This is a genomic window from Pseudomonas sp. MB-090624, assembly GCF_003205245.1.
Classification (GTDB): domain Bacteria; phylum Pseudomonadota; class Gammaproteobacteria; order Pseudomonadales; family Pseudomonadaceae; genus Aquipseudomonas; species Aquipseudomonas juntendi.
The window spans coordinates 24,671-48,145 of sequence record NZ_QJRK01000036.1 but is presented as its reverse complement, the minus strand read 5'-3'; the positions used below and the strand labels follow the sequence as shown (position 1 = coordinate 48,145).

Here is a 23,475-nt window from a genome sequence, read left to right as displayed (position 1 = left end):
GCATGCAAGACACATTACGCATCACCGAAGTCTTTTACTCTTTGCAGGGTGAAACACGAACGGCTGGGCTGCCCACGGTATTCGTGCGGCTCACCGGTTGCCCCCTGCGCTGCCAGTACTGCGACAGTGCCTACGCCTTCAGTGGCGGTACCGTTCGTACCCTCGATTCGATCCTTGAACAAGTGGCCGGCTTCAGGCCGCGCTACGTGTGCGTCACCGGTGGCGAACCGCTGGCCCAACCGAATGCGCTGCCGCTGCTGCAGCGGCTGTGCGATGCCGGCTACGAGGTGTCGCTGGAGACCAGTGGCGCGTTGGATATCGCCGGCACCGACACCCGGGTCAGTCGTGTGGTAGACCTGAAGACCCCAGGTTCCGAAGAGTCGCACCGTAACCTCTATTCGAACATCGACCAGCTGACCCGCAACGACCAGGTCAAATTCGTCATCTGTTCCCGCGAGGATTACGACTGGGCAGTTTCCAAGCTGATCCAATACAACCTGGCCGAGCGTGCCGGTGAAGTGCTGTTTTCACCCAGCCATCATCAGGTGAGCGCCAGCGACCTGGCAGACTGGATCGTCGCCGACAACCTGCCCGTGCGCTTCCAGCTGCAGTTGCACAAGCTGCTGTGGAACGACGAACCCGGGCGTTGATTGAGGAGTAAATACACATGACAGAAAAACGCGCAGTCATCCTGTTGTCCGGTGGCCTGGACTCGGCCACGGTGGTCGCCATGGCCAAGGCCGACGGCTACAGCTGCTATACCATGAGCTTCGATTACGGCCAGCGCCATCGCGCCGAGCTGAACGCCGCCGCCCGCGTGGCCCGCGACTTGGGCGTGGTCGAGCACAAGGTCATTGGCTTGAACCTGGACGGTATTGGTGGTTCGGCCTTAACCGACAGCAGCATCGACGTGCCGGAAACCCCCGGTGAAGGTATTCCGGTGACCTATGTGCCAGCGCGCAATACCGTGTTCCTGTCGCTGGCGCTGGGTTGGGCTGAAGTGCTGGAGGCGCGTGATATCTTCATTGGCGTGAACGCCGTGGACTACTCCGGCTACCCGGATTGCCGCCCTGAGTTCGTCGAAGCGTTCGAGCGCATGGCCAACCTGGCGACCAAGGCCGGGGTCGAAGGGCAGGGCTTCCGGATCCAGGCGCCGCTGCAGAACATGAGCAAGGCGCAAATCGTGCAGGCCGGTATGGCCCGTGGTGTGGACTATAGCCTGACTGTTTCCTGCTACCAGGCCGACGATGAAGGACGTGCCTGCGGCAAGTGCGACAGCTGCCGCCTACGTGCCGATGGCTTCAGGGCTGCCGGTGTCGACGACCCGACGCGCTACGCTTGAACTGATCAGAGGGTATTGATTTCCCGTTAGAAATCAGTATTATACGCGCCATCCAACGGGTCGTTAGCTCAGTTGGTAGAGCAGTTGGCTTTTAACCAATTGGTCGTAGGTTCGAATCCTACACGACCCACCATATTCACAGCGGTTCGTATGTACTAGGAAGGGAAGGCCTGTCACAGCCAATCTAGTCGTGCTGCCGTCTGGAGCGAACCTTAGGCGCGCTTCAGCGTGATGTCAATATGAAGTAGCCCGCAGCCTGTACAGGCTGCGGGCTTTTTCTTTTATCTGGCCAGAATAATCATTTGAGCCTGCCCGCCTCCTGCGCAAACTGGGCCAGGTGTTTTGCTGAAACGCCTGAGTCGGCCTGTTTCAGGCACCTCCAAGCTTTATCGTAAAAGCTGGGAAGTGGCTGAAAAACCACAGGACCCTTGCAGTCAGGCGAGGCGACCACCGAGGGTTTCAGCGACCCAGTCGGCTATATAATGGCCAGCGTTGATACTGTTATCGAAGCTTGAGTGCTGTACCCCCCCCATACGCTCATCGAAAATCTTCAGCTCGCGTTTTGGGCTGTTGACCAGTTGCTCGTAGGTGCGTTCGGCCCACTTGACGGGAATCTGCGAGTCCCTAGCGCCGTGGGTAACGAGAAATGGGACCTTGATGCGATCCAGCACGCCGTCCAAGTGCACGTTCTCGGCGATGCGCATGAAGTCCTCCATGTCCTTAGCACCCCATACCCATTGAACGTGAGCCCAATAGTGCGGTACCGGAAAGCTACCTTCCTTCTCCAGGCGGCGCTTTTGTACATCGCGCCAGTCATGGTTCGCCCCCCAGACCACGCCGCAGGCGAAGCGCGGTTCGAACGCCACTGCACGCGGGCAGTAATACCCACCAAGGGAAACGCCTTCGATGCCGATACGCTTGGCATCGACGTCGTTGCGGGTTTCCAGCCAGTCCACCACACGGCTCGCCCAATGTTCGCTGTCGTACCGCGCGGTCAGGTGATGCAGGCGCAATGCCTCTCCGGTACCCGGCTGATCGATGATCAAAGAGGACACACCACGTTTGGCCAGCCAAGCGGGCAGGCCAACGCGATACTTCATTTCCTTGGTTGAGTCCAGTCCGTTGACCTGAACCAACAGCGGAGCCGCTCCAGTAACACCTTCGGCGCGTACAAGCAGGCCGGACAGATGCGCCCCCTCATAGGGTATTTCTACCCGCTCGCAGTTTTCCTTGGACAACTCAATGCTGCGAGCGAAGGTTTGTAACACGCGTTGATAAAGCGCTTCGCGACCTGGAGCGCCATGAGCCTGAAGGCGCTCGCAGGTCAGGTAGTAAGTCGATGCCCGGCTGTATTTCTCGCCCGCTGAGAACAGGCGCCCTGCGGCTTCATCTTCCTCGGCCATGCTGCAAAGCTTGTCGGCCATTTTTGCCCAGGTCTCGCGGAAGGCCGCAGTACCGGCCGCATCCGGATGCTTGGCAGCTTCAGCGAGCGGTTTGCACATTTCTTCGATTTCGCCGATGCGCGCGCCCATCTCTATGGCCAGGTTGACGGAAAGATCCCAGACGTAGTTGGTAGGGAAGTAACGGAACATTCTTGTTGTCCTTTGAGGTCGTCTGACACGCCCGCCTTGCAGGCGTAGTGCTGAGTCACCTTAAGGACCCATTCGGCAAGTTGGCCAATCGTTACTTTGGATGCGAGGTATCACGCGCCGCGATGCCTGGGGGCGAGAGATCGACCGTCTTGATGAATTCGTGAATACGTTCGCGCAGCCATCGGTGCATGGGGTCCCCGTCCATGCTGCGGTGCCATAGCATGAATTCCCGCATGGCCGGAATCTTCACAGGCGTTGGGAGAATACGTAGTGGCAGATATCTGGCGTAGAGGTATGCCAGCCTACGGTGCATGGTGGCGATGCGCTGAGTGCCCACCACCAACTGCGCAACGGTATTGAAGTCGTGGGTGATCACCTCCAGGCGGCGATTGAAACCGTACTGGGTCATGAACCATTCTTCAATACTTGAACTGCGGTTGCGACCGAAGCCAACCGAGATGTGTCCCAGTTCCATATATTGCTCGAGCGATAATTGCTCCCCCACCAAGGTATTGCCGGCCCAGACCACGCACACGTGTTCTTCCTCGAACAGCAGGTGCGATGGGTGTCCTTCGATTACGTAACGTTCAGGAACGATCATCAGGTCGATTTCACCACGGACCAATAAGTCGCCATCGTTAGGCGCGATCATGTCGAAGGTAATGTGGGGAGCCTGCTCGTGAATTTTCTGTATCACCTGCGAGAACAGTACGGTGATCAGATAGTCAGAAGCCATCAGCTTGAAGTGCCTTTTGCTTGAGACCGGGTCGAACAGCTGTTTGGTGGTGATGGACGAGCGAATGGTCAACAGCACTTCGCGTACCGGCTTGGCCAGCTCCAGTGCATAAGGTGTGGGCTGCATCTTGCGGCCGACTTGCACCAGTAATTCGTCCTCGAAAAATGTCCGTAAGCGACCCAGCACCCCGCTTGTGGCTGACTGAGTCATATGGAGGCGTTCGGCCGCGCGGGTGATGTTCTGCTCTTCCAGCAGTACATCCAATGCGACCAGCAGGTTCAGGTCGAGGTGGTTGAAGCGCATGGCATAGATCCTGATCGTTGTATTTATTTTCAAGATACATTTGCCGCCAACTATGGCTTTAGTCAACCTGCCCTGCACCACGATCGAGCTATGTCGCCTGCAGATGGGCGAGTGACGATGTATTGCGTTTGTCGATACCTCGCATCCCCATACGTGATTGGTCCTCATTGTCTGTTTTGCCTCATCTTGATTGCCAAGTCGCGGCGCTGGTGAGCTGCCCGGCTTCCACCACCGGCGGCTCGCCAACTCGCCGGAAGAACAATTTCAATGGAGTGGTAGTCATGAACATCATTGGCCTTGACGCGCTGGTATTTGGCGTCGATGACATTCAGGCTTGTGCCGACTGTCTGCGCGATTACGGTCTGGCCGCCATCGAACTAAGCGAAGAAGGCGGGCGGTTTGAAGCGCTCGATGGTACGGCCATCATTATTCGTCGACACGACGATCCGGCTCTGCCCCCCGCTATGGGGCCGGCACCTTCCCTTCGCGAAACAGTCTATGGGGTCGGGGCCTCGACCGACCTCGACGCCATTGCCGAGGAGCTTGGACGTGACCGGGCTGTGGTGCGTGATGCCCAGGGTGCCTTGCACAGTGTCGACGACCTGGGTTTCGCCTTGGCGTTTCAGGTTACTTGCCGAAGTGCCTTCGACGCTGAGGCTGATCTGACCAATGCCCCCGGTTTTGCTCCCCAGCGCCCGGCCAACAAGCCAGGTATCACGCCGGATATGCCAGCACTCCCACGTACGCTGTCGCACGTGGTGTATTTCGTACCTGATGCCGCGAAGGGCGAAGCGTTCTACCGAGATCGCCTGGGCTTCGTCACCACCGATACCTTCGTTGGAGTCGGCCCTTTCATGCGCACTGGTGCAATGGTCGACCACCACTGCCTGTTCATGATCCAGACGCCGCCCCATATGCGCGGTTGCGAACATTTTACCTTCCATATGGGCAGTGGTACCGAGGTGCTACTGGCCGGTCGGCGGTTCGAAGAAAAGGGTTGGACCAGCTTCTGGGGGCCGGGCCGTCATCTGTTCGGCTCCAACTGGTTCTGGTACTTCAACAGCCCGCTGGGTTGTCATATCGAATACGACGCAGACATGGACACTCATGATGATCAGTGGGTGGCCCGTCAAGCACCGATGTCCGCGGATAACTCGCAGCTTTTCCTCTTCTCCTCCAGGGAGAAGTGGGCACCCGGTGGTCCGCCGCCAAAGCACGGTTGAGCATGTTTGTCGCGCTTTGCCGGCTCGATGAGCTGGTGGAGGGGCAGTCGCGTGGATTCGACCCGTTGCAGCGTGGCAAAGATAGCCTGTTTGCCCTGCGTCACGCTGGTGTCTTCTATCTCTATCGCAACAGTTGCCCGCACCTGGATGTACCTCTGCACTATCGCAAGGACCGCTTTCTGTCTGCCGATGGTTCTCGAGTCATCTGCTACGCGCATGGCGCCCAATTCGAGCCCGATACCGGCCTTTGCGTGTTCGGACCCTGCTTGGGAGAGCGATTGGTAGCCGTGCCCTGGAGGGAGAGGGGAGGTTGGCTGACGGTCGATGAGCGGGTATTGCAGTGAGTTGAGGTATCGCGATCGGCGATACATCGAATCCATACATGCGATTAGTCAAATTCCTGGTTTGGCCAGAAGCTGGTGGCCAAGGCTGCACAGCACCACCACCAGCGGCCATTTCAAATAAGAACAAGAAGCGAGAAGTTACATGAATTCAGTCAAGACAGTCTTGGTCGTCGGGGGTGGAATCGGTGGTCTTTGCGCAGCCATCGCCCTACGACGCAAAGGTATCGCCGTCGACCTGGTCGAATTGAAATCCGAGTGGACGGTGTACGGTGTCGGCATCATCCAGCAGAGCAATGTCGTGCGTGAGATGTCGCGGTTGGGTCTGCTTGATGCCTATCTCGATGCGGCCTATGCCTTCGAAGATGTTGCCATCTACACCACCGATGGGCAGCCACTGGTGCGCATCCCAGGTCAGCGTCTGGCCGGTCCACAATACCCTGCCAATGTTGGTATTTCCCGACGTGCCCTGCACAAGGTACTGAGCGAGACGACCATCGAACTGGGTGCCAAGGTACGCTTGGGCACCACTTTGCAATCCATGGAACAGGATGAACGCGGCGTCGATGTGGTGTTCACCGACGGCACCCGCGCACGCTACGACCTCGTGGTAGGGGCCGACGGCTTGTACTCCAAAGTGCGCGAGATGCTGTTCGGCAACAAGTACATGCCGCGTTTCACCGGCCAGTCGGTGTGGCGTTACAACTTCCCGCGTATGCCGCAGATCGATCATCTGGCGAACTATCAGGGACCTGCGGGCAATGCCGGCTTGGTACCGTTGTCCGATGAGCTCATGTACATGTTCACCACTTCTCATGAGCCAGGCAATCCTTGGATGCCCAATGATTCTCTGGCTGCCGAGATGCGTCAGCGCCTGCAAGGCATGGGAGGGCTGATTGCCGAGTTACGCGAGCAGATCGCCGACAACGGGCAGGTAGTCTACAAGCCCCTAGAAGCTGTGTTCGTCAACGAACCTTGGTATCGCGGCCGTGTCGTGATCATTGGCGACGCTGCGCATGCCACCACTCCACATCTGGGCCAGGGTGCCGGCATGGCCATCGAGGATGCTTTGGTGCTTAGCGAGGAACTGACTGCCGAAGGAGATATTGGGCAGCAGTTGGCGCGCTTCATGGCCCGGCGCTTCGAGCGCTGCAAGTATATCGGCGAAAAATCTCTCCTGGCGGGTGAGAAGGAGATGGCGCGTGATCGCGACTTCGACCGTATCGGGCTTGTCAAGGAAATGCTGGAAGTCACTGCCAAGCCAATCTGAGGCCTTTAACCCGGCCGTGCTCGCCGGCATGCCGCCAGCGTGAATTCGGTGCGGCGCTTCATACGATTCGAGTCGCCTTGCAGCGATGCGTGAACAAAGCAAAAAACTCTCATAAAAACAAAAAGAGGTTTATATCGATGGCAAATCGAGAGCTCGTTGCACCCTGGCGAAAGCTGGCTGCCGACCGCCTGACCCTTGCCGCAGCGCTGCTGGCATGCACCAACCAGGCGGTTGCATTTCAGATCGATACTGCAAACCCCGACCTCAGTCTGCGCTGGGATAACACCGTCAAATACAGCGCCGCTTGGCGTATGCAGGATCGCAGCAGCAAGCTATCCGAGGGTCAAGTTGCGCGTAACCAGGATGATGGCGATCGCGCCTTTGGCAAAGGCCTTATTTCCAATCGGCTCGACATTTTCAGCGAACTGGACATGGGGTTTCGCGATTTCGGTGCCCGTGTCAGCGCCGCCGGCTGGTACGACACTGAGTATCAAGAACACAATGACAACAATGATCCCGCCCGGGCTAACCAGCGTTCGGTAGCTTACGATGCGTTTACCGACGACACCCGTCATTTGCATGGAGGTGACACCGAACTACTCGACGCCTTCGCCTACTGGAATGGCGAGCTGGCCAATAGAGCCCTGTCGGTGCGCCTGGGCCGCCATGGCCTGGTATGGGGCGAGAGCATGTTTTTTGGTGCTAACGGCATTGCTGGCGGTATGGCGCCCGTGGATGTGGTCAAGGCGATTTCCGTGCCCAACACCCAGTTCAAAGAGATCACCCGTCCGGTCAGCCAAATCTCCACGACCTATCAACTCACGGATGATCTTTCCCTGGGTGCCTTCTACCAGTTCGAGTGGGAGGAAACCCGCTTGCCAGGTGCAGGCAGCTACTTCTCCGTAAGCGACACTATCGGCGAGGGCAATGAGCGCCTGGTCGTAGGCGACCCGTTTCCCGCCTTTCTCGGTGGTAACCCGAATAGTCCATCAGCGTTTTTCCACGGTAAGGACAAGAAGGCCAAGAGCTCAGGTCAGGGCGGTGTGCAGTTGCGCATCACTGACGATACGGTTGAATACGGCCTGTACGCCATCCAATACCACGACAAGTCGCCCAAGCTTTACCTCAAACCCAGCACCACCCCCGAGTTCAGCACCGGAAAGATCGGTGAGTATTACTGGGTCTATCCGGAGGATATCCGGGCACTGGGCGCCAGCTTCATTACCACGGTGGGTGAATACAGCTTCGCAGGTGAAGCCTCCATGCGCTGGAACATGCCACTGGTTTCCAATGGCCAGACGGTCCTGCCCGGCGTGGCCGCGGACAATAACGATGATGCCCTTTACGCGATTGGCCGAACCGCCCATGTCAACCTGAACATGATTGCGTCCTTCGGGCCAAATTTAATTGCGCAAGAGTCGGGGCTGGTCGCCGAAATCGCCTGGAATCGCCTGCTCAAAGTTACCGAGAATCGCAGTGCGCTGGACCCCAATGCGACTGACGACGCGGTGGGCCTGAAGCTGGTGTACACCCCTACTTACCGGCAGGTCATGCCTGGCATCGATCTAAGTGTGCCAATTGGTATCAGCTACTTCCCCATGGGTAAGTCCGCTGTGGTCGGCTCTTTCGGCCCTGACAAGGGCGGTGACGTCAACATTGGCGTGAGTGCCACCTACCTCGACCGCGTCACCCTTGGCCTGACTTACACACACTACTACGGCCCCGAGGACACCAATCTGAACTCGGCCAGCCAGTTCAATTACAAGCAGTCGTTGAAAGATCGCGATTACTTGGCCTTCTCCGTGAAAACCACATTCTGAGGATCGCGCACATGGCTAGTCAGTTTGCACTCAAGACGTTTTTCCTGACGCTCGCAGGAGCGATGGCCCTGAGCTTGCAGCCGGTGATCGCTGCTACCGCCGACGATCTTGGCAAAAGCCTGACACCGTTCGGCGCCGAAGCATCCGGCAACGCCGACGGCAGTATCCCTGCCTGGACTGGAGGCATGACCACGGTCGATCCCTCCTACAAACCCGGAGGCAAACGTGGCGATCCATTTGCCTCGGAAAAGCCGCTGTTCAGTATTACCGCGAAGAACATGGCCCAGTACGAAGGCAAGATTAGCGATGGCACCAAAGAGATGCTCAAGCGCTACCCAGACACCTATCGCCTGGATATCTACCCGACGCACCGTACGGCGGCCGCACCTCAGTGGGTGTACGACAATACGGCAAAGAATGCCCGGAAGGCGAAGCTGGTCAAGAGCAGTGCGGGCCTGATTCCTGAGGGCGCTTATGGGGGTATTCCGTTCCCGGTACCGAAAAACGGCAGCGAGGCGATGTGGAACCACCTCCTGAACTGGCGTGGTACACCGTTGGCCATGGACTTCCGGCATTACCTGGTCACTGCCGAGGGTACGCCAGTCATGACTACGGACGGCAAGGCCATCCAAGAGATGCCCTATTACTACCCGGAAGGTTCGGCAGACAAGTTCGATGGCGATTATTGGTTGTTCCGGTTGACCAACGTGGGGCCAGCCCTACGTGCGGGCGAGCAAATCATGGGGCGCACCAACCTGAACGGCGACAAAAGCCAGGCTCACGTCTATCTGGCGGGTCAGAGACGTGTGCGCAAGCTGCCCAACGCCTGCTGCGACACGCCGACTCCGGCCACCGCTGGCGTCATGTCCTTCGATGAGTTGAATGTATTCCAAGGTCGCATGGACCGCTTCAACTGGAAGTTGGTGGGCAAGCAGGAAATGTACATCCCCTACAACACCAACAAAGTGCAAACCGCGAGCAACCCAGAAGATGTGCTGGGCAAGCACCATATGAATCCGGATTACGTGCGCTGGGAGTTGCATCGCGTGTGGGTCGTCGAGGCAGAGCTTGCCCCTGGCAAGCGCCATCAGTTGCCGAAAGGGCGCTACTACCTCGACGAGGACACTTGGCAGGCCATTCTGGGTGATCGCTGGGATGCCAACGGCCGACTGTCGAAGAGTCTCTGGTCGCTGCCAGCTGTCATGCCGGACATCCCTGCAGTGGCTCAACTTTCCTCAGGTTTCTACGACCTGACCTCCAACACCTGGTTCATCCAGAACCTCTATGCGGGCAAGGCACAGCAGTACGCGATCGTCGATCGCTATAAGTCCTCCGAGTTTTCGCCAGCAGCGATGGCCGGCCGAGGCGTGCGCTAGAGCCTGATCGGGAGGGCCATGAGTCCTCCCTGTTCGATGCAGTTCGAGGTGAATGATGAGCAGATCGAGATGGACTAGTGGCTTTCTTTTAACCCTTGCCTTGCCCTTTTCGTTAGCCACCCAAGCCCAGCCGCTGGCTGTGGCTGGCGTGCTACAGAGTCCAGCGATGCGGACAGTGAATGCAACCCATGCCGTTTTCAGCAGTGTCGTGCGTGCCGAGGATCGGCTGGTTGCCGTGGGCGAGCGGGGGTTGATCCTGTTGTCAGATGACAATGGCCTGACGTGGCGTCAGGCCAGCGTGCCGGTTTCCGTAGGTTTGACGGCCGTGCAGTTCGTTGATGCCCAACATGGCTGGGCGGTAGGCCACGGCGGTGTGGTGTTGTTCAGTGAAGATGGCGGGGAGAGCTGGCAGGTGCAGTTGGAAGGGCACCACGCTGCCGAGTTGGAATTGCTTGCCGCACAGCAGGCGGTAGGCGTGACAGCGGATGTCGATGCGGCTCAGGCACGTGTCGAAACGGCGCAGCGGTTAATGGATGAGGGCGCGGACAAACCGCTACTGAACCTGCACTTTACCGATCAACAGCACGGCCTGGTCGTCGGCGCCTATGGTATGGCGCTGCGTACTGCCGATGGTGGAAGGACTTGGCAGTCGGTTGCCGGCCAGATCGACAACCCGACAGGTTTGCATCTGTATGCGGTAGCTCAACAAGGCCGTGACTGGTACTTGGCCGGTGAGCAGGGTTTCCTGGCCCGCTCCAGCGATGATGGTCGGCACTTCGAGCAACTGCCAAGCCCCTATGAGGGCACATTTTTTACGCTGGTGCCAAGACAGGACGGCTCGCTGTTGCTTGGCGGTCTGAAAGGCAATGTTTTCCTCATCCGCAGCGCTGGCAGGGTAATCGAACCGCTGGAAGTGCCAACGCCGGTGTCATTCAGCGACGGCACGCGCCTTGATGATGGCCGAGTGCTGCTAGCCAACCAAGTGGGTGCCGTGTTCGTTTTGGGGGCTACCAGCCACCGTCTGCAGCAGCTGATCCCACCCCAAGGGCGTCCTCTTGCCGGGCTGGCCCAGGCCGCGGACGGCAGTCTGGTCGCTGCTGGGTTTACCGGTCTGGCTCAGCTGTCTTCATCTGCTGCGAAGGTTTCGGAGTGATTTCATGACTTTCAATACGTCTGCCAGCCAGCAAGCCTTCGACCCGCGTTCCGGTTCGTTGATTGAGCGAGCCTTGTTCAATCACCGGCACTGGGTACTGCTGGTCTGCCTGGTGAGCACGCTGCTGCTGGGCTGGCAATCGAGCCGCCTTGAGCTCAACGCTAGCTTCGAAAAAATGATTCCCACCGGGCACCCCTACATCGTCAACTATCTGGAGAACCAGAAGGAGTTGTCTGGCCTCGGTAACGCGCTGCGTATTGCTGTCGCCAATAAAAAAGGCGATATCTACGACGCCGACTACATGAAGACCTTGCAGGCGCTGAGCGATCAGATCTACCTGCTTCCTGGCGTTGACCGTGCTTTCATGAAGTCGTTGTGGACTCCCGCCACACGCTGGGTATCGGTGACCGAGGAGGGCCTGGACGGGGGGCCGGTGATCCCTGATCAATACGACGGCGGGCCTGATTCGCTGGCAGAACTGCGACGCAACGTGCAACTGTCCAACGAGATTGGCCAGTTGGTATCGTTCGATCAGCACTCCAGCATTATCTACGTCCCTCTGTTGGCGAGCACTGCCGACGGTCAGCCGCTGAATTATGCACAACTATCTTCCCAGATCGAGGAACTGCGCAGCCGCTTTCAGAGCGACAGCATTGCCATTCACGTGACCGGGTTCGCCAAGAAGGTCGGCGACTTGATTGCAGGTCTGGAGCAAATTCTGCTGTTCTTCGCCGCCGCGATCCTGATCACCACGGTTGTGCTCTACAGCTATACCCGCTGCGTACGAAGCACACTGCTGGTGGTCATCTGCTCACTGGTGGCGGTGGTCTGGCAGCTTGGCCTGCTGCCCTTGCTGGGGTACGAGCTGGATCCGTACTCGGTGTTGGTGCCGTTCCTGGTGTTCGCGATTGGAATGAGCCATGGCGCGCAGAAGATGAACGGCATCATGCAGGACATCGGGCGTGGCATGCATCGCTTGGTGGCGGCACGTTTCACGTTCCGACGACTGTTTCTGGCCGGTCTTACTGCGCTGCTGTGCGATGCTGTGGGCTTCGCTGTGCTGATGATCATCAAGATCCAGGTGATTCAGGATCTCGCCATCATCGCCAGCTTGGGCGTCGCAGTGCTGATCTTCACCAACCTGATCCTCTTGCCGGTGCTGCTCTCCTATGTTGGGGTCAGCCCGAAGGCCGCGCAACTCAGCCTCAAGAGCGAGCGAGCCGAGCAGTGTGGCCAGGCACGGCACGCCTTCTGGCGCTTTCTCGATCTGTTCACCCGTCGTCCTTGGGCCGGCGTGTGCGTGGCAGTGAGCCTTGCATTGGCGGTGCTGGGCTTCATGGTCAGCCTGCACCTGAGCGTTGGCGATCTGGACCCAGGTGCCCCGGAACTGCGAGCCGATTCGCGCTATAACCAGGACGATGCTTTTCTCACTCGGCACTACGGCGCAAGTAGCGACTTGTTCGCGGTGATGGTCCATACACCGGCGGGCGCCTGTGCGCGTTACGACATCCTGCGCAAGGTCGACCAGTTGGACTGGCAGTTGCGCAGCCTGCAAGGCGTGGATTCGACCAATTCGCTGGCGTTACTCAATCGTCGCATGCTGGTCGGCCTGTCCGAAGGCAGTCCGAAGTGGTACGAGCTGCAAAACAACCAGGCGACGCTGAACATGATCACCGCCAGCGCACCTCGAGGGCTCTACAACGAGGCGTGCAACCTGCTGACCCTGTATGTTTACCTCACCGACCACAAGGCCGAGACGCTGACTCGTCTGGTGGATCATGTCGAAGCCTTTGCTGCTGCCAACGACACTGAAGAAGTGCAGTTTATGCTTGCGGCTGGCAACGCGGGTATCGAAGCGGCCACCAATATTGTTGTGAAACAGGCCAACCGAGAGATGCTGTTCTGGGTCTACGGTGCGGTGATTCTGCTGTGCCTGATCACCTTCCGCTCCTGGCGCGCCACACTGTGCGCGGTGATCCCGCTGATGCTCACCTCGATCCTTTGCGAAGCGCTGATGGTCTGGCTAGGGATTGGCGTGAAGGTCGCAACGCTGCCGGTCATCGCCTTGGGCGTGGGCATCGGCGTGGACTACGCGCTGTATGTCATGAGCATCATGCTCGGCCATTTGCGCGAGGGGGCAAGCCTTTCGCAGGCCTATTACCGTGCGCTGCTCTCGACCGGCAAGGTGGTCATGCTGACCGGCGTCACCCTGGCCATTGGTGTGGGTACATGGGCGTTCTCTCCGATCAAGTTCCAGGCCGACATGGGCATTCTCCTGGCGTTCATGTTCGTCTGGAACATGGTCGGTGCGCTGCTGTTGCTCCCGGCCCTGGCCTATTTCCTTCTTCCTGTCGGCAAGCGCCATGCCCCGTTGGTCGAGCATGCGGCCGATCATGAGGTACATGCCCAACCTGCAGATGCTGTCATGCCTGCGCCACGCGTAGCCCATGGCTGAACTCGACTTTCCAAAACAACAATAGGCATCGCCAATGAAACGACTGACCTTGCTGCTCAATAGCCTCCATGAGGGGCTCATCATTTACGGCGCCATGTTCTGGGGCATCCTGCCGTATGAGGTGAGCCATGAGCACTGATCGCCAAGCGGGGCTCGCGCAATCCGCGCTGCTGCTGTTCGGTAGCTGTCTGCCGGTATTGGGGGCGGTATTGATCGCGCCGATCCTGCCGCGTATGCAGGAGCATTTCGCCGACACGCCGAGCGTCGCGATTCTGACGCCCATCGCGTTGACCATTCCGGCGCTAGTGATCGCATTGCTGGCCCCTTTTGCCGGAATGATTGCTGACCGTCTGGGGCGAAAACCCCTGCTGCTTGGTTCGCTCATGCTGTACACGCTTTGCGGTCTGTTGCCTTTGTGGCTGGAGTCGCTGCCGGCGATCGTCGCCAGCCGGGCCGGACTTGGCTTGGCGGAGGCCGGAATCATGACCTGCTGTACCGCGCTGATGGGCGACTACTACCAAGGCTCTCGACGTGAACGGCTGTTCGCGTTGCAGATGGTCGCCACCTCGCTTTCGGCAGCGGTGTTCATCGCGTTGGGCGGTGCCTTGGGGCAGAACGATTGGCGCTTGCCATTCATGCTCTATGCCGCCGGGGTGCTTCTACTGCCGATCATGGCCCGGTGTCTCTGGGAACCAAGCCCCTTGGAGGCGAGCTCACATCAGGCAGCGCCCGAGAGGTTTCCATGGAATGCGCTGTTGCCGCTCTATGCGTTGACCATCCTGGCCGGCATCAGCCTGTTCATCGTTCCGGTACAGGCGGGGTATCTGCTTACCCTCTTGCAGGTGGACGCCCCGCAGCAGATTGGCATGACCATGGGCGCGAACCAGCTTGGCGTGCTGATCGGTGCACTGCTTTTCCGGCTGCTGACAGGCCTGCGTCGGCAGACCGTGATGCTGCTGGCATTCGCCACCGCCGGGCTGGGCGGTTTGCTGATGGCGAAGGCGGGTAGCCATGGGTGGGTCATTGTCGCCGTGCTGGTCAACGGGCTCGGAGTTGGCCTGATGTTACCGGCCCTGATCACTTGGGTAATGAGCAAGGTCAGCTTTGCCCAGCGCGGCCGGGCAGCGGGCGGCTTCACGGCGGCACTGTTCGCCGGGGAGTTCCTCAGCCCATTGGTGGTGATTGCCTTCACAGGCGGCCAGCTTGCCGCCTTGCCAACAGTGCTGGTCTGGATCGCCATCATGCAATTCGTGCTGGCGCTGGTCTGCCTTGTTTTGCATCGCGTATTCCGCGCCTTGGCCGAATCGGCCGCTGCGCTTGCCTGACCCGTAGAGGTTGTCCATGACCTATCTGCCCGACTCCACGACGCTTGACCAACTGTTTTTGACGGCCCGCTCGCATAACCAGTGGCAAGATCGCCCGGTGCCTACCGAGCTGCTACATCGGCTGTACGAGCTGCTGCGGCAGGGACCGACCAGCAACAACTGTTGCCCGGCGCGCTTTGTATTCCTGGCCAGCACCGAGGCCAAGCACAAGCTGTTGCCAGCGCTCAAGGGGCACAACGGCGAGAAGGTGCTGCATGCACCCGTGACGGTCATCGTCGCTTGGGACAGCCGCTTCTTCGAGCACCTACCCGAGCTGTTTCCGCTTTATGACGCTGCGGCTGTTTATCGCGATGACCCCCAGTCGACCTTCGTTGCGGCCCTTCGAAACAGTAGCTTGCAGGGTGCCTACCTGATGCTCGCCGCCCGGGCACTGGGCCTGGATTGCGGGCCGATGTCCGGCTTCGATGCGGACCGGGTAGACGCCACATTTTTCCCGGACGGACGCTGGCGCAGCAATTTCCTTTGCAGCCTGGGTTATGGCGATGCAGAGGGCTTGCGCCCGGCTGGGCCGCGACTGCCCTTCGAGCAAGTTTGTCAGGTGCTGTGAGTCCACGGCCTAGGAGTCTTCGTATGCAAACACTTCCTGCATTCCGGCGCATCGTCACGGGCCATGACGGCAACGGCCGCGCTGTTGTCGCCATGGCGGGTGAAACGCCCAATAACTTCCCGCTCAAGGCCGTGCCCGGCACGGTGTTCTACGAGGTATGGAGCAGCCACGACAGCCCAGCATCTCTGGATAATTCTGGGGATCCCACGAATAAACCTTTGCAGCTCGGTCCCGCTGCATCAGGCAGTGTCATCCGGGTGGTCGACATTCCACCGGACAGCCTGCAGAACCAGGTTAGCGCCGAGGAGGCTGCCGCCGCGTTCGCCGAGATCGGTCAAGCGCAGGCCGGCACCGGCAAGCCAGACTCGAAGCATAAGCTGATGCACCGCACCGAGACCTTGGACTACGGCATTGTCACCGAAGGCGAGGTTTGGCTGGTGCTCGACGGTGAGGATGTTCACCTCAAGCGCGGCGACATCGTGGTGCAGCGCGGTACCAATCATGCGTGGAGTAACCGTACCGAGCAGATGGCGCGCATGGTCTTCATCCTGCTCGATGGCCGCTATGCCGATGAATTAAGGGAGCTGGTCGAATGAAATTGGCAACGTTGAATGACGGCACTCGTGATGGCCGTCTGCTGTTGGTCTCGCGCGATTTGACGCGCGCTGTGAGTGCCGCCGATCTTGCGCCGACTCTGCAGGCCGCTATCGACCATTGGTCGAGTGTGGAGCACGCGCTGCAATGTCGCTATGACGCACTGAACCGCGGCAACTTGAAGGGCGCGTTCGATTTCGACGCAGGAAAAGTGATGGCACCACTACCGCGCGCCTGGCAATGGCTGGATGGGTCGTGCTTTCTCAGCCACAGCGAGCTAATGCAACGTGCGTTCAACCTTGACCCTATCGAAGGGGTAGCGCACACGCCGCTGATGTACCAAGGTGCGGGCGATGACTTTCTAGGTCCGCGTCAGGACATCTCCCTGCCCAGCGAGGCCCATGGTATCGACTTCGAGGGTGAATTCGCCGTTCTGGTCGACGCGGTACCGATGGGGTGCACGGCCGAGCAGGCGCGTCAGCACATCCGATTGCTGCTGCAGGTCAATGACGTCAGCCTGCGCGCACTGGCGCCGCGTGAAATGCGCACTGGCTTTGGCTTCGTCCAAGCCAAGTCGTCCTCCAGCTTTGCGCCGGTGGCGGTGAGCCCCGACGAGTTGGGTGCGAGCTGGCGCGATGCGCGCGTGCACCTACCGTTGCAGGTCGAATGGAATGGTGAGTGGTTTGGGCATCCGCATGGCGGCGACATGCATTTCGGCTTCGATCAGTTGATTGCCCATGCGGCGCTGACTCGACGGCTGAGTGCCGGCACGCTGATTGGTTCAGGTACGGTCTCTAACCGTGACCGCAGCGTCGGCTCGGCCTGCATTTCCGAGCGACGGGCCATCGAGATGATTGAGCAAGGTGCACCACGCACAGGTTTCATGGGTTTTGGTGATCGCATCCGCATGGAAGCACGCTGTGCCGACGGCAGCGCGTTGTTCGGTGCCTTGGACCAGCGTGTGGTGCAGGAGGTAACCCCATGCGAGTGATGATCACCGGTGCCAACGGATTCGTCGGGCGCGAGCTCTCACTGCGCCTGCTGGCCGATGGCGTGCTTTGCGGCCAGCCTGTAGAGGCTTTGCTGCTGCTGGACCAAAGCCTGGACGGCTTTCCCGAGGACAAGCGCATCCGCCGATATTGCGGCAGTGTGGCCGATACCGCGTTGGTGCGGCGCGCGCTCGCTGACGGTGTCGATGTCGTGTTCCACTTGGTCAGCGTGCCAGGCGGTGCTGCCGAGGCGAATTACGAGCAGGGCTACGAAGTTAACTTGAGGGCCAGCCTGGAATTGCTGCATCAGTTGCGTAATGCAGACCGTGCGCCCCGTCTGGTTTACGCCAGTAGCATCGCGGTATACGGCAGCAATCTTGCTTTGCGCATGGACGAGGCATCAGCCTGTCTGCCGCAGTCGTCGTACGCCACCCACAAACTCATCGTCGAATCTCAGCTCGTCGACCTGGCTCGGCGTGGTGAGGTGGATGGAGTTGCGCTGCGCTTGCCCGGTATCGTCGCCCGTGCGCGTCAGTCGCGGGGGCTGAAGTCGGCCTTCATGAGCGATCTGCTGCAGGCGTTTGCGGCAGGCGAACACTATGTGTGCCCAGTTTCAGCGCAAGCCACGGCCTGGTGGATGTCGGTTCGTTGTTGTGTGGACAACTTAGTGCACGCCGCTGAATTGCGAGGCGAACTGGCGAGCCGGGTTATTCAGTTGCCCGTGTTACAGCTATCGATCGAGCAGGTGCTGGACGCGCTGTCGATCTGCTTTGGCGAAGAGCCACGCAGCCTGCTCAGCTTCGCTCCGGAGCCTGAACTGGAGGCACGCTTCGGCTGTTATCCGCCGCTGCGCACACCGCAGGCCAAGGCCCTCGGTTTCCACCACGACGGGTCCGCAGCCGCGCTGCTGCGCAATGCCCTGAATCTGCCCGCGACGCCACGAGCGCGTCGTCCCGTCCCGTCTCTTGCAGGAGCACCATCATGAGCCAGAAGAAGCGTCGCCTGGTCGATTTGTCCGTCACACTCGACAACAACCCCTACACCGACCCGCCGCCCTTGCTGCCGAAGATCGTTTACATGGATCACCAGCAGGGCTGGCCAGAGATGGCGGCGATGTTTCCAGGCTTGCGCAAGGAGCAAATGCCGGGCGATGAATCCTGGGCCGCCGAGCGGCTGGACATCACCACTCACAGTGGCACGCACATGGATGCGCCTTGGCACTATGCGTCGACCACAAATGGCGGTCAGCCGGCATTCGGTATCGATGAGCTGCCGCTGGAGTGGTGCTTGCAACCAGGCGTCAAACTGGACTTCCGTCATCTCCCTGATGGGCATGTGGTGAGCGCGTCCCAGGTCGAGGCTGAGCTGGACCGCATCGGGCATCATCTTCAACCGCTGGACATCGTGCTGGTCAACACCCGCGCAGGCAGCCTGTTCGGTCAGCCAGGGTACCTGGAGGCCGGTGTCGGTATGGGGCGCGAAGCCACGCTGTACTTGTTGGAACGCGGGGTACGGGTGGTCGGGACCGACGCCTGGAGCTGGGATGCCCCGTTCAAATATACACGGCAGCGTTTCGACGAAACGGGCGATGCCTCGTTGATCTGGGAGGGTCACAAGGCCGGGCGGGATATCGGCTACGGCCAGATGGAAAAGCTCGCCAATTTGCACAGCTTGCCGGCCAACGGTTTCCAGGTTTCGTGTTTCCCCTACAAGATCAAGCATGCCTCAGCGGGCTTTGTGCGCGCCGTGGCTATCTTCGAAGAATAAAAAGGAGTTTGCCGTGCGCCTTTCTGCCTTACTGACCGTCGCGATTTGCCTGGCAAGTGCCAGCGTAGTGGCAGCCGACCGGCCCAATATTCTGCTGATCGTCGCGGACGATCTCGGTTACTCCGACCTGGGTGCATTTGGTGGCGAGATCGAAACGCCCAATCTTGATCGCATGGCCGTCAATGGCCTGCAACTGACCAGCATGTACGCGGCGCCGACCTGTTCGCCGACCCGAGCCATGCTGATGTCCGGCACAGATAACCATTTGGCAGGCCTGGGTACCATGGGCGAAGCCATCCAGCCCTTCCAGCGAGGCAAGCCGGGTTACGAGGGCTATCTCAATCAACAGGCACACTCCATCGCGCAGCTGCTGCGTGATGGTGGTTATCGCACTAGCATGGTGGGCAAATGGCACTTGGGGCTGGCGCCCGAACAAGGGCCTGATAGACGTGGTTTCGAGCAGTCGTTCACGCTGCTTGAGGGCGGTGGCGTGCACTTCAAGCCCACTCCCGGATCCAAAGCGAAGATCGAGCAGATTACCTACCGTGAAAACGGCCAGCCGGTGGAGCTGCCGGAAGATTTCTATTCCACCGATTTCTATACCGATAAGCTGATCAGCTACCTCAGAGCGGGTGAGGGTAGCGACAAGCCGTTCTTTGCTTATGCCGCCTTCACCTCGCCGCATTGGCCTTTGCAGGCGCCTGAGCCTTACCTCGATAAATACCGCGGTCGCTATGACGGCGGCTACGACGAAGTGCGGGCGGCGCGTGTTGCGCGGATGAAAGAGAAGGGTTTGATGCCGGCTGATTTCCAGGCGGCGGCACCACTGCCGGTAACTGCGCAATTACCAGGTTGGAAAGAGCTGAATGCGCAGCAGCGGCAGGTCGAGGCCCGCAAGATGGAGATTTACGCTGCCATGGTGGACAACCTTGATCACAACATAGGTCGGTTGCTCGACTATCTGCGCGAGAGCGGACAGCTGGACAACACCTTGATCGTGTTCATGTCTGATAACGGCGCCGCAGGGGAGCGCCATGAGGTGTTCTACCCTGCAGGCCCAGACACCGACAACAGCCTGGAAAACATAGGGCGTCGCGGCTCGCAGATCGACTATGGGCTGCGTTGGGCGGAGGTCAGCGCGACGCCGATGCGTCTGTTCAAGGGTACCACTGCCGAGGGCGGCATCAGCGTTCCTGCCATCGTCCAGCTTCCTGTCAGCCTGCGGCGCCAAGGTTTGGAGCGCAGCGTGGCGCGCGTCGATGATCTGGCGCCGACCTTTCTCGCCCTGGCATCTTTGCCTGATCCAGGTGATACCTATCACGGCCAGGCCAAGCATCCCATCACGGGTCGCTCAATGCTGCCGATGCTTCAGGGCAAAGCGCGTCATGACGGAGTCATGGCGGGCGAGTTGTTCGGCAGCCGCTACTACCGGGAAGGCGATTTGAAGTTGCTGGGCCTGGTCCCGTGGGCGAAGCCGGGCGAGGCACCCCAGCCTCTGCGTTGGCAGCTTTTCGACCTGTCCCGCGACCGTGGCGAGCAGCACGACCTGGCAGATAGCCAGCCGCAGACCATGGAGCGGCTCAAACAGGCCTGGCAGGCTTATGCGCGTCAAGTAGGCGTGGTTGCCCCACCGCAAGCCGCCAAACCATGAAGCGTTGGTGGAACAGCGGTTTTATTCTGGCGGGCGTTGTGTTGGCGGTGGCCGTGGTATGGCCTCGTCCTGCACCGGTGCTGGGCAGTCGCACCACATGCGAGGCTTATGACGGTTTGCCCAACAGCTGGGAAAGCGAACCACTGGCCGGCATGATCCGTATAAGTGGGGGGCGTTTCACACCAGGCAACGAAAGGGGGTATCCGGATGAGCGCCCTTTGGGAGCCGTGGATGTTGGCGACTTCTGGATTGATCGTACCGAGGTCACTCGTGCGCAATTCGGTGTCTTCGTGGCCGCCACAGGCTATGTCACCGAAGCTGAGCGAGCGGGTGTGGCCGCCGTATTCAGCCCGCCACGGAACGGCGCCCAAGACATTACCCCTTTGAACTGGTGGAGGCTGGTCAAGGGCGCTGACTGGCGCCACCCTGAGGGCCCCGATGCTGCCCCTGCCGCCCTGGATGGGCGGCCTGTCACCTTAGTGACCCTGGCTGATGCCCAGGCCTATGCAAACTGGCGTGGCAACCGGTTGCCAAGTGAGGCCGAGTGGGAGTACGCGGCGCGTGCAGGCGGCTCTTCCCAGCGCTTGGGCGAGCTGCCGCTGGATGAAGATGGGAAGCCCGCTGCCAACTATTGGCAGGGCGCATTTCCGCTGATTGATATTGGCGAAGACGGGTACGCCGGCCTGGCCCCGGTTGGCTGTTTCGCGGCTAATGCCTTTGGTTTGTTCGACATGATCGGCAATGTCTGGGAGTGGACCACCGATAAACAGTGGGGCCCCTTGATGGGCCATGCCAATGGCGACCCCGGGCAGTTGCGAGCAGTCTCAGGCCGATCATCGTCCAGGGTTATCAAAGGGGGGTCATATCTGTGCTCGGGCAACTACTGTGCTCGCTACCGCGCGGCTGCCAGGGAACGCCAGGAAGCTGACTTGGCGACGTCGCATGTCGGTTTTCGGACCATTCGCCCTATCTTGCCCTGATGCATGACCCACGTGGAGTTGTGGCGATAGGTGTGGGACGCATCGAGGCCCCGGCCTCTGTGCTAACTGATTCAAAGTGAACCCGACCGGGTTTCTGTATGCATTGCTCGTACGTCTGGGCGTATAGGAGAATTGGAATATGCGTTTGATTGCATGCTTGTGCAGCGCCTTGTTATTACTGAGCTATGGTTCGGCGAAGGCCGATGAACAGCAACGCGCTCGGCAGTTGCTCCAGCGCGCGGTGGAATACTACTGCGTGCAGGGCGATATCGCTTTTGCTGCATTCAGCCGCCAAGGCGAGTTCATCGATAATGAGCATTATGTGTTCGTGGTCGATACCAACGGTACGCTCTTGGCGAGCGGCGGGACGTCGGCCACCTGGATTGGTCGGGATGTGACCCAGGCCTTCGAGCCAGAGGTTCGCGCAGGATTTCGCAAGGCACTGTCTGGTGACGAGGGGCAAGTGCTATCGGCAGAATACCGCTGGATGAACGCGCAAGACGGCAGAGTTGAACGCAAGCGGGTTTTCTTCCAGCGCGTGGGCGATCGGGTACTGGCCGTTGGCATGTACCTACCGCGCGCAACGGCTGACCAGGCCAAGGCGTTTCTGAATCGCGCAGTCGAAGCTATCGAGCTCGAGCCCGAAGCCACCCTGCAGGCTATCAACAACCTGTCCGCGCGTTTCAATGAGGATGACCTGTATCTCTTCATCATCGATCTGCGCAATGGTCGCTACGTGGCTCATGGCTACAACCGCAGGTTGCTGGGTGTCGAGTTCACCACCATCAAGGATCCCGAGGGCAAGCCGGTCGGCGCGCCCATTCTCGAGATGATGAAGAGTCGATCTGAAGGGGGGTACGGCTACCGCTGGCGTAACCCGGTGACCGGCAAGGTGGAAGACAAATATGCGCTACTGCGTAAAACCGGTCATCTGCTCGTCGCGACGGGCTACTACCTGGGCTCCCAGTAAGCAAATGCCGTTGTGGGGCTGTACTCGGGCAACTTCATGTAATCGGGAAATCAAGCCGTTACTTCATCAGTAGCTTCGACGCGCAAACGCAAAGGCCATCGGCGAAGTTTGATAAAGCTGCAATCCACTACGGCACTTCTTGCACCCTGCGCTTGGCGATGGAGAGTTTCGAGTAGTGTACTGGGGCGGCGGGTGCACCATTTTCAATCGCCTTGAGAAACGCCTCGGCGTCGTTCATGGGCAGGCGTTTGAGGTACTCGACATCCAGGTTCCACCATTGGCTTGCAAGCAGCCGCTCAATGACTTCAGCGCTATGCCGGTATTTGATGAACTTGGCTGGGTTTCCGCCAACGATCGCATAGGGGGGCACGTTTTTTGTCACCACTGCCCGTGTGGCAATGATTGCCCCCGTGCCTACCTCTACACCTTCCAAAATGGTCGCGCCATGCCCGACCCAGACATCGTGGCCCATGGTGACCCAGGAAAGCGCTGGAGAATAGGACAAGCCTCCCGTTTCATACTGGAAGGGGTGCGTGCTTACCCAATCGGTTGGGTGGGTATGCTTTTCCTGGCCCAGTGTGCAGTCGGATCCGATCGAGCAAAAACGGCCGATCGCAGAAATCACGGATAACGTGCTGCCACTCCTGATGTAGGTGTGGGCACCGATGGTCACCGACGGCGACTCTACCTTGACGTGTCCAAGGCTTACACCTTGCTCAATGGTTGCGCAGGCACGGGCGCTGAAGGAACCAGAACCTCCGGCGGCTTTGCCGCCCAGTTTTCGGAACGCTTTCTTGAATTGTTGTTCCCTGAGGATTCTGAGCATCTTTCTGATGGCACCACGGCTGTTGAGTGGGGATGTTAGCAAGCACCTCGCGATCAAAGAAGGCCTGGCCTGCGCTGCCCGGTCTCGCGCGCCGGCAATCTGCGGGTGTGGGCAGCTTGAGCCGCTGTGTTCAGCGCAAACTCGCGGACCGCCGC

21 protein-coding genes and 1 tRNA gene are annotated in these 23,475 nt (G+C 59.5%); 19 read left to right on the top strand and 3 right to left on the bottom strand.

Annotated features, from left to right (window positions below; translation table 11 throughout):
* The first annotated feature begins 2 nt into the window (after window positions 1–2).
* The 3 genes from queE to DMX12_RS19670 all read left to right on the top strand — a co-directional run bounded on the left by queE (window position 3) and on the right by DMX12_RS19670 (window position 1,475).
* Window positions 3–650, top strand: coding sequence for a 7-carboxy-7-deazaguanine synthase QueE (gene queE / locus DMX12_RS19680; protein ID WP_009684060.1), 648 nt, complete (start codon window positions 3–5; stop codon window positions 648–650).
* A 17-nt stretch (window positions 651–667) separates the two neighbouring features.
* Window positions 668–1,342, top strand: a complete 675-nt coding sequence (gene queC, locus DMX12_RS19675; RefSeq protein WP_009684061.1) for a 7-cyano-7-deazaguanine synthase QueC — start codon at window positions 668–670, stop codon at window positions 1,340–1,342.
* Between the two features lie 57 nt (window positions 1,343–1,399).
* Window positions 1,400–1,475 (top strand) — tRNA-Lys (locus tag DMX12_RS19670).
* Between the two features lie 301 nt (window positions 1,476–1,776).
* Here DMX12_RS19670 and DMX12_RS19665 read toward each other — a convergent pair.
* The gene (locus DMX12_RS19665; RefSeq protein WP_110679216.1) at window positions 1,777–2,934 is read right to left on the bottom strand and encodes a S9 family peptidase; all 1,158 of its coding nucleotides are present in this window, start codon (window positions 2,932–2,934) and stop codon (window positions 1,777–1,779) included.
* Between the two features lie 91 nt (window positions 2,935–3,025).
* A complete protein-coding gene (locus tag DMX12_RS19660) occupies window positions 3,026–3,973 on the bottom strand; it encodes a LysR family transcriptional regulator (protein ID WP_110679215.1) in 948 nt (315 codons plus the stop codon).
* A gap of 281 nt (window positions 3,974–4,254) precedes the next feature.
* Between DMX12_RS19660 and DMX12_RS19655 the strand changes: the two genes are divergently transcribed.
* The 16 genes from DMX12_RS19655 (at window position 4,255) to DMX12_RS19580 (ending at window position 22,494) form a co-directional block, all read left to right on the top strand.
* Window positions 4,255–5,196 (top strand): VOC family protein, encoded by a 942-nt coding sequence (locus tag DMX12_RS19655; RefSeq protein WP_110679214.1) that lies wholly within the window; start codon window positions 4,255–4,257, stop codon window positions 5,194–5,196.
* A 2-nt stretch (window positions 5,197–5,198) separates the two neighbouring features.
* Entirely contained in the window at window positions 5,199–5,540 is a 342-nt protein-coding gene (locus DMX12_RS19650; protein ID WP_110679213.1) for a Rieske 2Fe-2S domain-containing protein, read from the top strand.
* Between the two features lie 142 nt (window positions 5,541–5,682).
* On the top strand, window positions 5,683–6,807 hold the full coding sequence (locus tag DMX12_RS19645) for an FAD-dependent oxidoreductase (protein ID WP_110679212.1): 1,125 nt from the start codon (window positions 5,683–5,685) through the stop codon (window positions 6,805–6,807).
* A 137-nt stretch (window positions 6,808–6,944) separates the two neighbouring features.
* Window positions 6,945–8,627, top strand: a complete 1,683-nt coding sequence (locus tag DMX12_RS19640; RefSeq protein WP_110679211.1) for a DUF1302 domain-containing protein — start codon at window positions 6,945–6,947, stop codon at window positions 8,625–8,627.
* Window positions 8,628–8,638: 11 nt separating this feature from the next.
* Window positions 8,639–10,003: a DUF1329 domain-containing protein gene (locus DMX12_RS19635; protein ID WP_110679210.1), complete on the top strand. Its 1,365-nt coding sequence runs from the start codon at window positions 8,639–8,641 to the stop codon at window positions 10,001–10,003.
* 55 nt (window positions 10,004–10,058) lie between these two features.
* Window positions 10,059–11,156: a YCF48-related protein gene (locus DMX12_RS19630; RefSeq protein ID WP_110679228.1), complete on the top strand. Its 1,098-nt coding sequence runs from the start codon at window positions 10,059–10,061 to the stop codon at window positions 11,154–11,156.
* A 4-nt stretch (window positions 11,157–11,160) separates the two neighbouring features.
* The gene (locus DMX12_RS19625) at window positions 11,161–13,611 is read left to right on the top strand and encodes an RND family transporter (protein ID WP_110679209.1); all 2,451 of its coding nucleotides are present in this window, start codon (window positions 11,161–11,163) and stop codon (window positions 13,609–13,611) included.
* A gap of 128 nt (window positions 13,612–13,739) precedes the next feature.
* Window positions 13,740–14,936 carry an MFS transporter gene (locus DMX12_RS19620; protein WP_110679208.1) on the top strand — a complete coding sequence of 399 codons (1,197 nt, stop codon included), beginning with the start codon at window positions 13,740–13,742 and terminating at the stop codon, window positions 14,934–14,936.
* Between the two features lie 16 nt (window positions 14,937–14,952).
* Window positions 14,953–15,543 carry a malonic semialdehyde reductase gene (locus tag DMX12_RS19615; RefSeq protein ID WP_110679207.1) on the top strand — a complete coding sequence of 197 codons (591 nt, stop codon included), beginning with the start codon at window positions 14,953–14,955 and terminating at the stop codon, window positions 15,541–15,543.
* Between the two features lie 23 nt (window positions 15,544–15,566).
* On the top strand, window positions 15,567–16,139 hold the full coding sequence (locus DMX12_RS19610) for a cupin domain-containing protein (protein ID WP_110679206.1): 573 nt from the start codon (window positions 15,567–15,569) through the stop codon (window positions 16,137–16,139).
* Window positions 16,136–17,128: a fumarylacetoacetate hydrolase family protein gene (locus tag DMX12_RS19605; RefSeq protein ID WP_110679205.1), complete on the top strand. Its 993-nt coding sequence runs from the start codon at window positions 16,136–16,138 to the stop codon at window positions 17,126–17,128. Before DMX12_RS19610 ends, DMX12_RS19605 begins: the two co-directional genes overlap by 4 nt.
* Window positions 17,119–18,111 (top strand): NAD-dependent epimerase/dehydratase family protein, encoded by a 993-nt coding sequence (locus DMX12_RS19600; RefSeq protein ID WP_110679204.1) that lies wholly within the window; start codon window positions 17,119–17,121, stop codon window positions 18,109–18,111. Before DMX12_RS19605 ends, DMX12_RS19600 begins: the two co-directional genes overlap by 10 nt.
* Window positions 18,108–18,893 (top strand): cyclase family protein, encoded by a 786-nt coding sequence (locus DMX12_RS19595; RefSeq protein WP_110679203.1) that lies wholly within the window; start codon window positions 18,108–18,110, stop codon window positions 18,891–18,893. The genes DMX12_RS19600 and DMX12_RS19595 overlap by 4 nt, the downstream gene beginning before the upstream one ends.
* Before the next feature lie 13 nt (window positions 18,894–18,906).
* Window positions 18,907–20,544, top strand: coding sequence for an arylsulfatase (locus DMX12_RS19590; protein ID WP_256598972.1), 1,638 nt, complete (start codon window positions 18,907–18,909; stop codon window positions 20,542–20,544).
* Window positions 20,541–21,524 carry an SUMF1/EgtB/PvdO family nonheme iron enzyme gene (locus tag DMX12_RS19585; RefSeq protein ID WP_110679201.1) on the top strand — a complete coding sequence of 328 codons (984 nt, stop codon included), beginning with the start codon at window positions 20,541–20,543 and terminating at the stop codon, window positions 21,522–21,524. The genes DMX12_RS19590 and DMX12_RS19585 overlap by 4 nt, the downstream gene beginning before the upstream one ends.
* A gap of 139 nt (window positions 21,525–21,663) precedes the next feature.
* Window positions 21,664–22,494 (top strand): cache domain-containing protein, encoded by an 831-nt coding sequence (locus tag DMX12_RS19580; protein ID WP_110679200.1) that lies wholly within the window; start codon window positions 21,664–21,666, stop codon window positions 22,492–22,494.
* Window positions 22,495–22,621: 127 nt separating this feature from the next.
* On the opposite strand, the gene DMX12_RS19575 is transcribed toward DMX12_RS19580, so the two are convergent.
* Window positions 22,622–23,320 (bottom strand): CatB-related O-acetyltransferase, encoded by a 699-nt coding sequence (locus tag DMX12_RS19575; RefSeq protein ID WP_110679199.1) that lies wholly within the window; start codon window positions 23,318–23,320, stop codon window positions 22,622–22,624.
* Window positions 23,321–23,475: the final 155 nt, after the last annotated feature.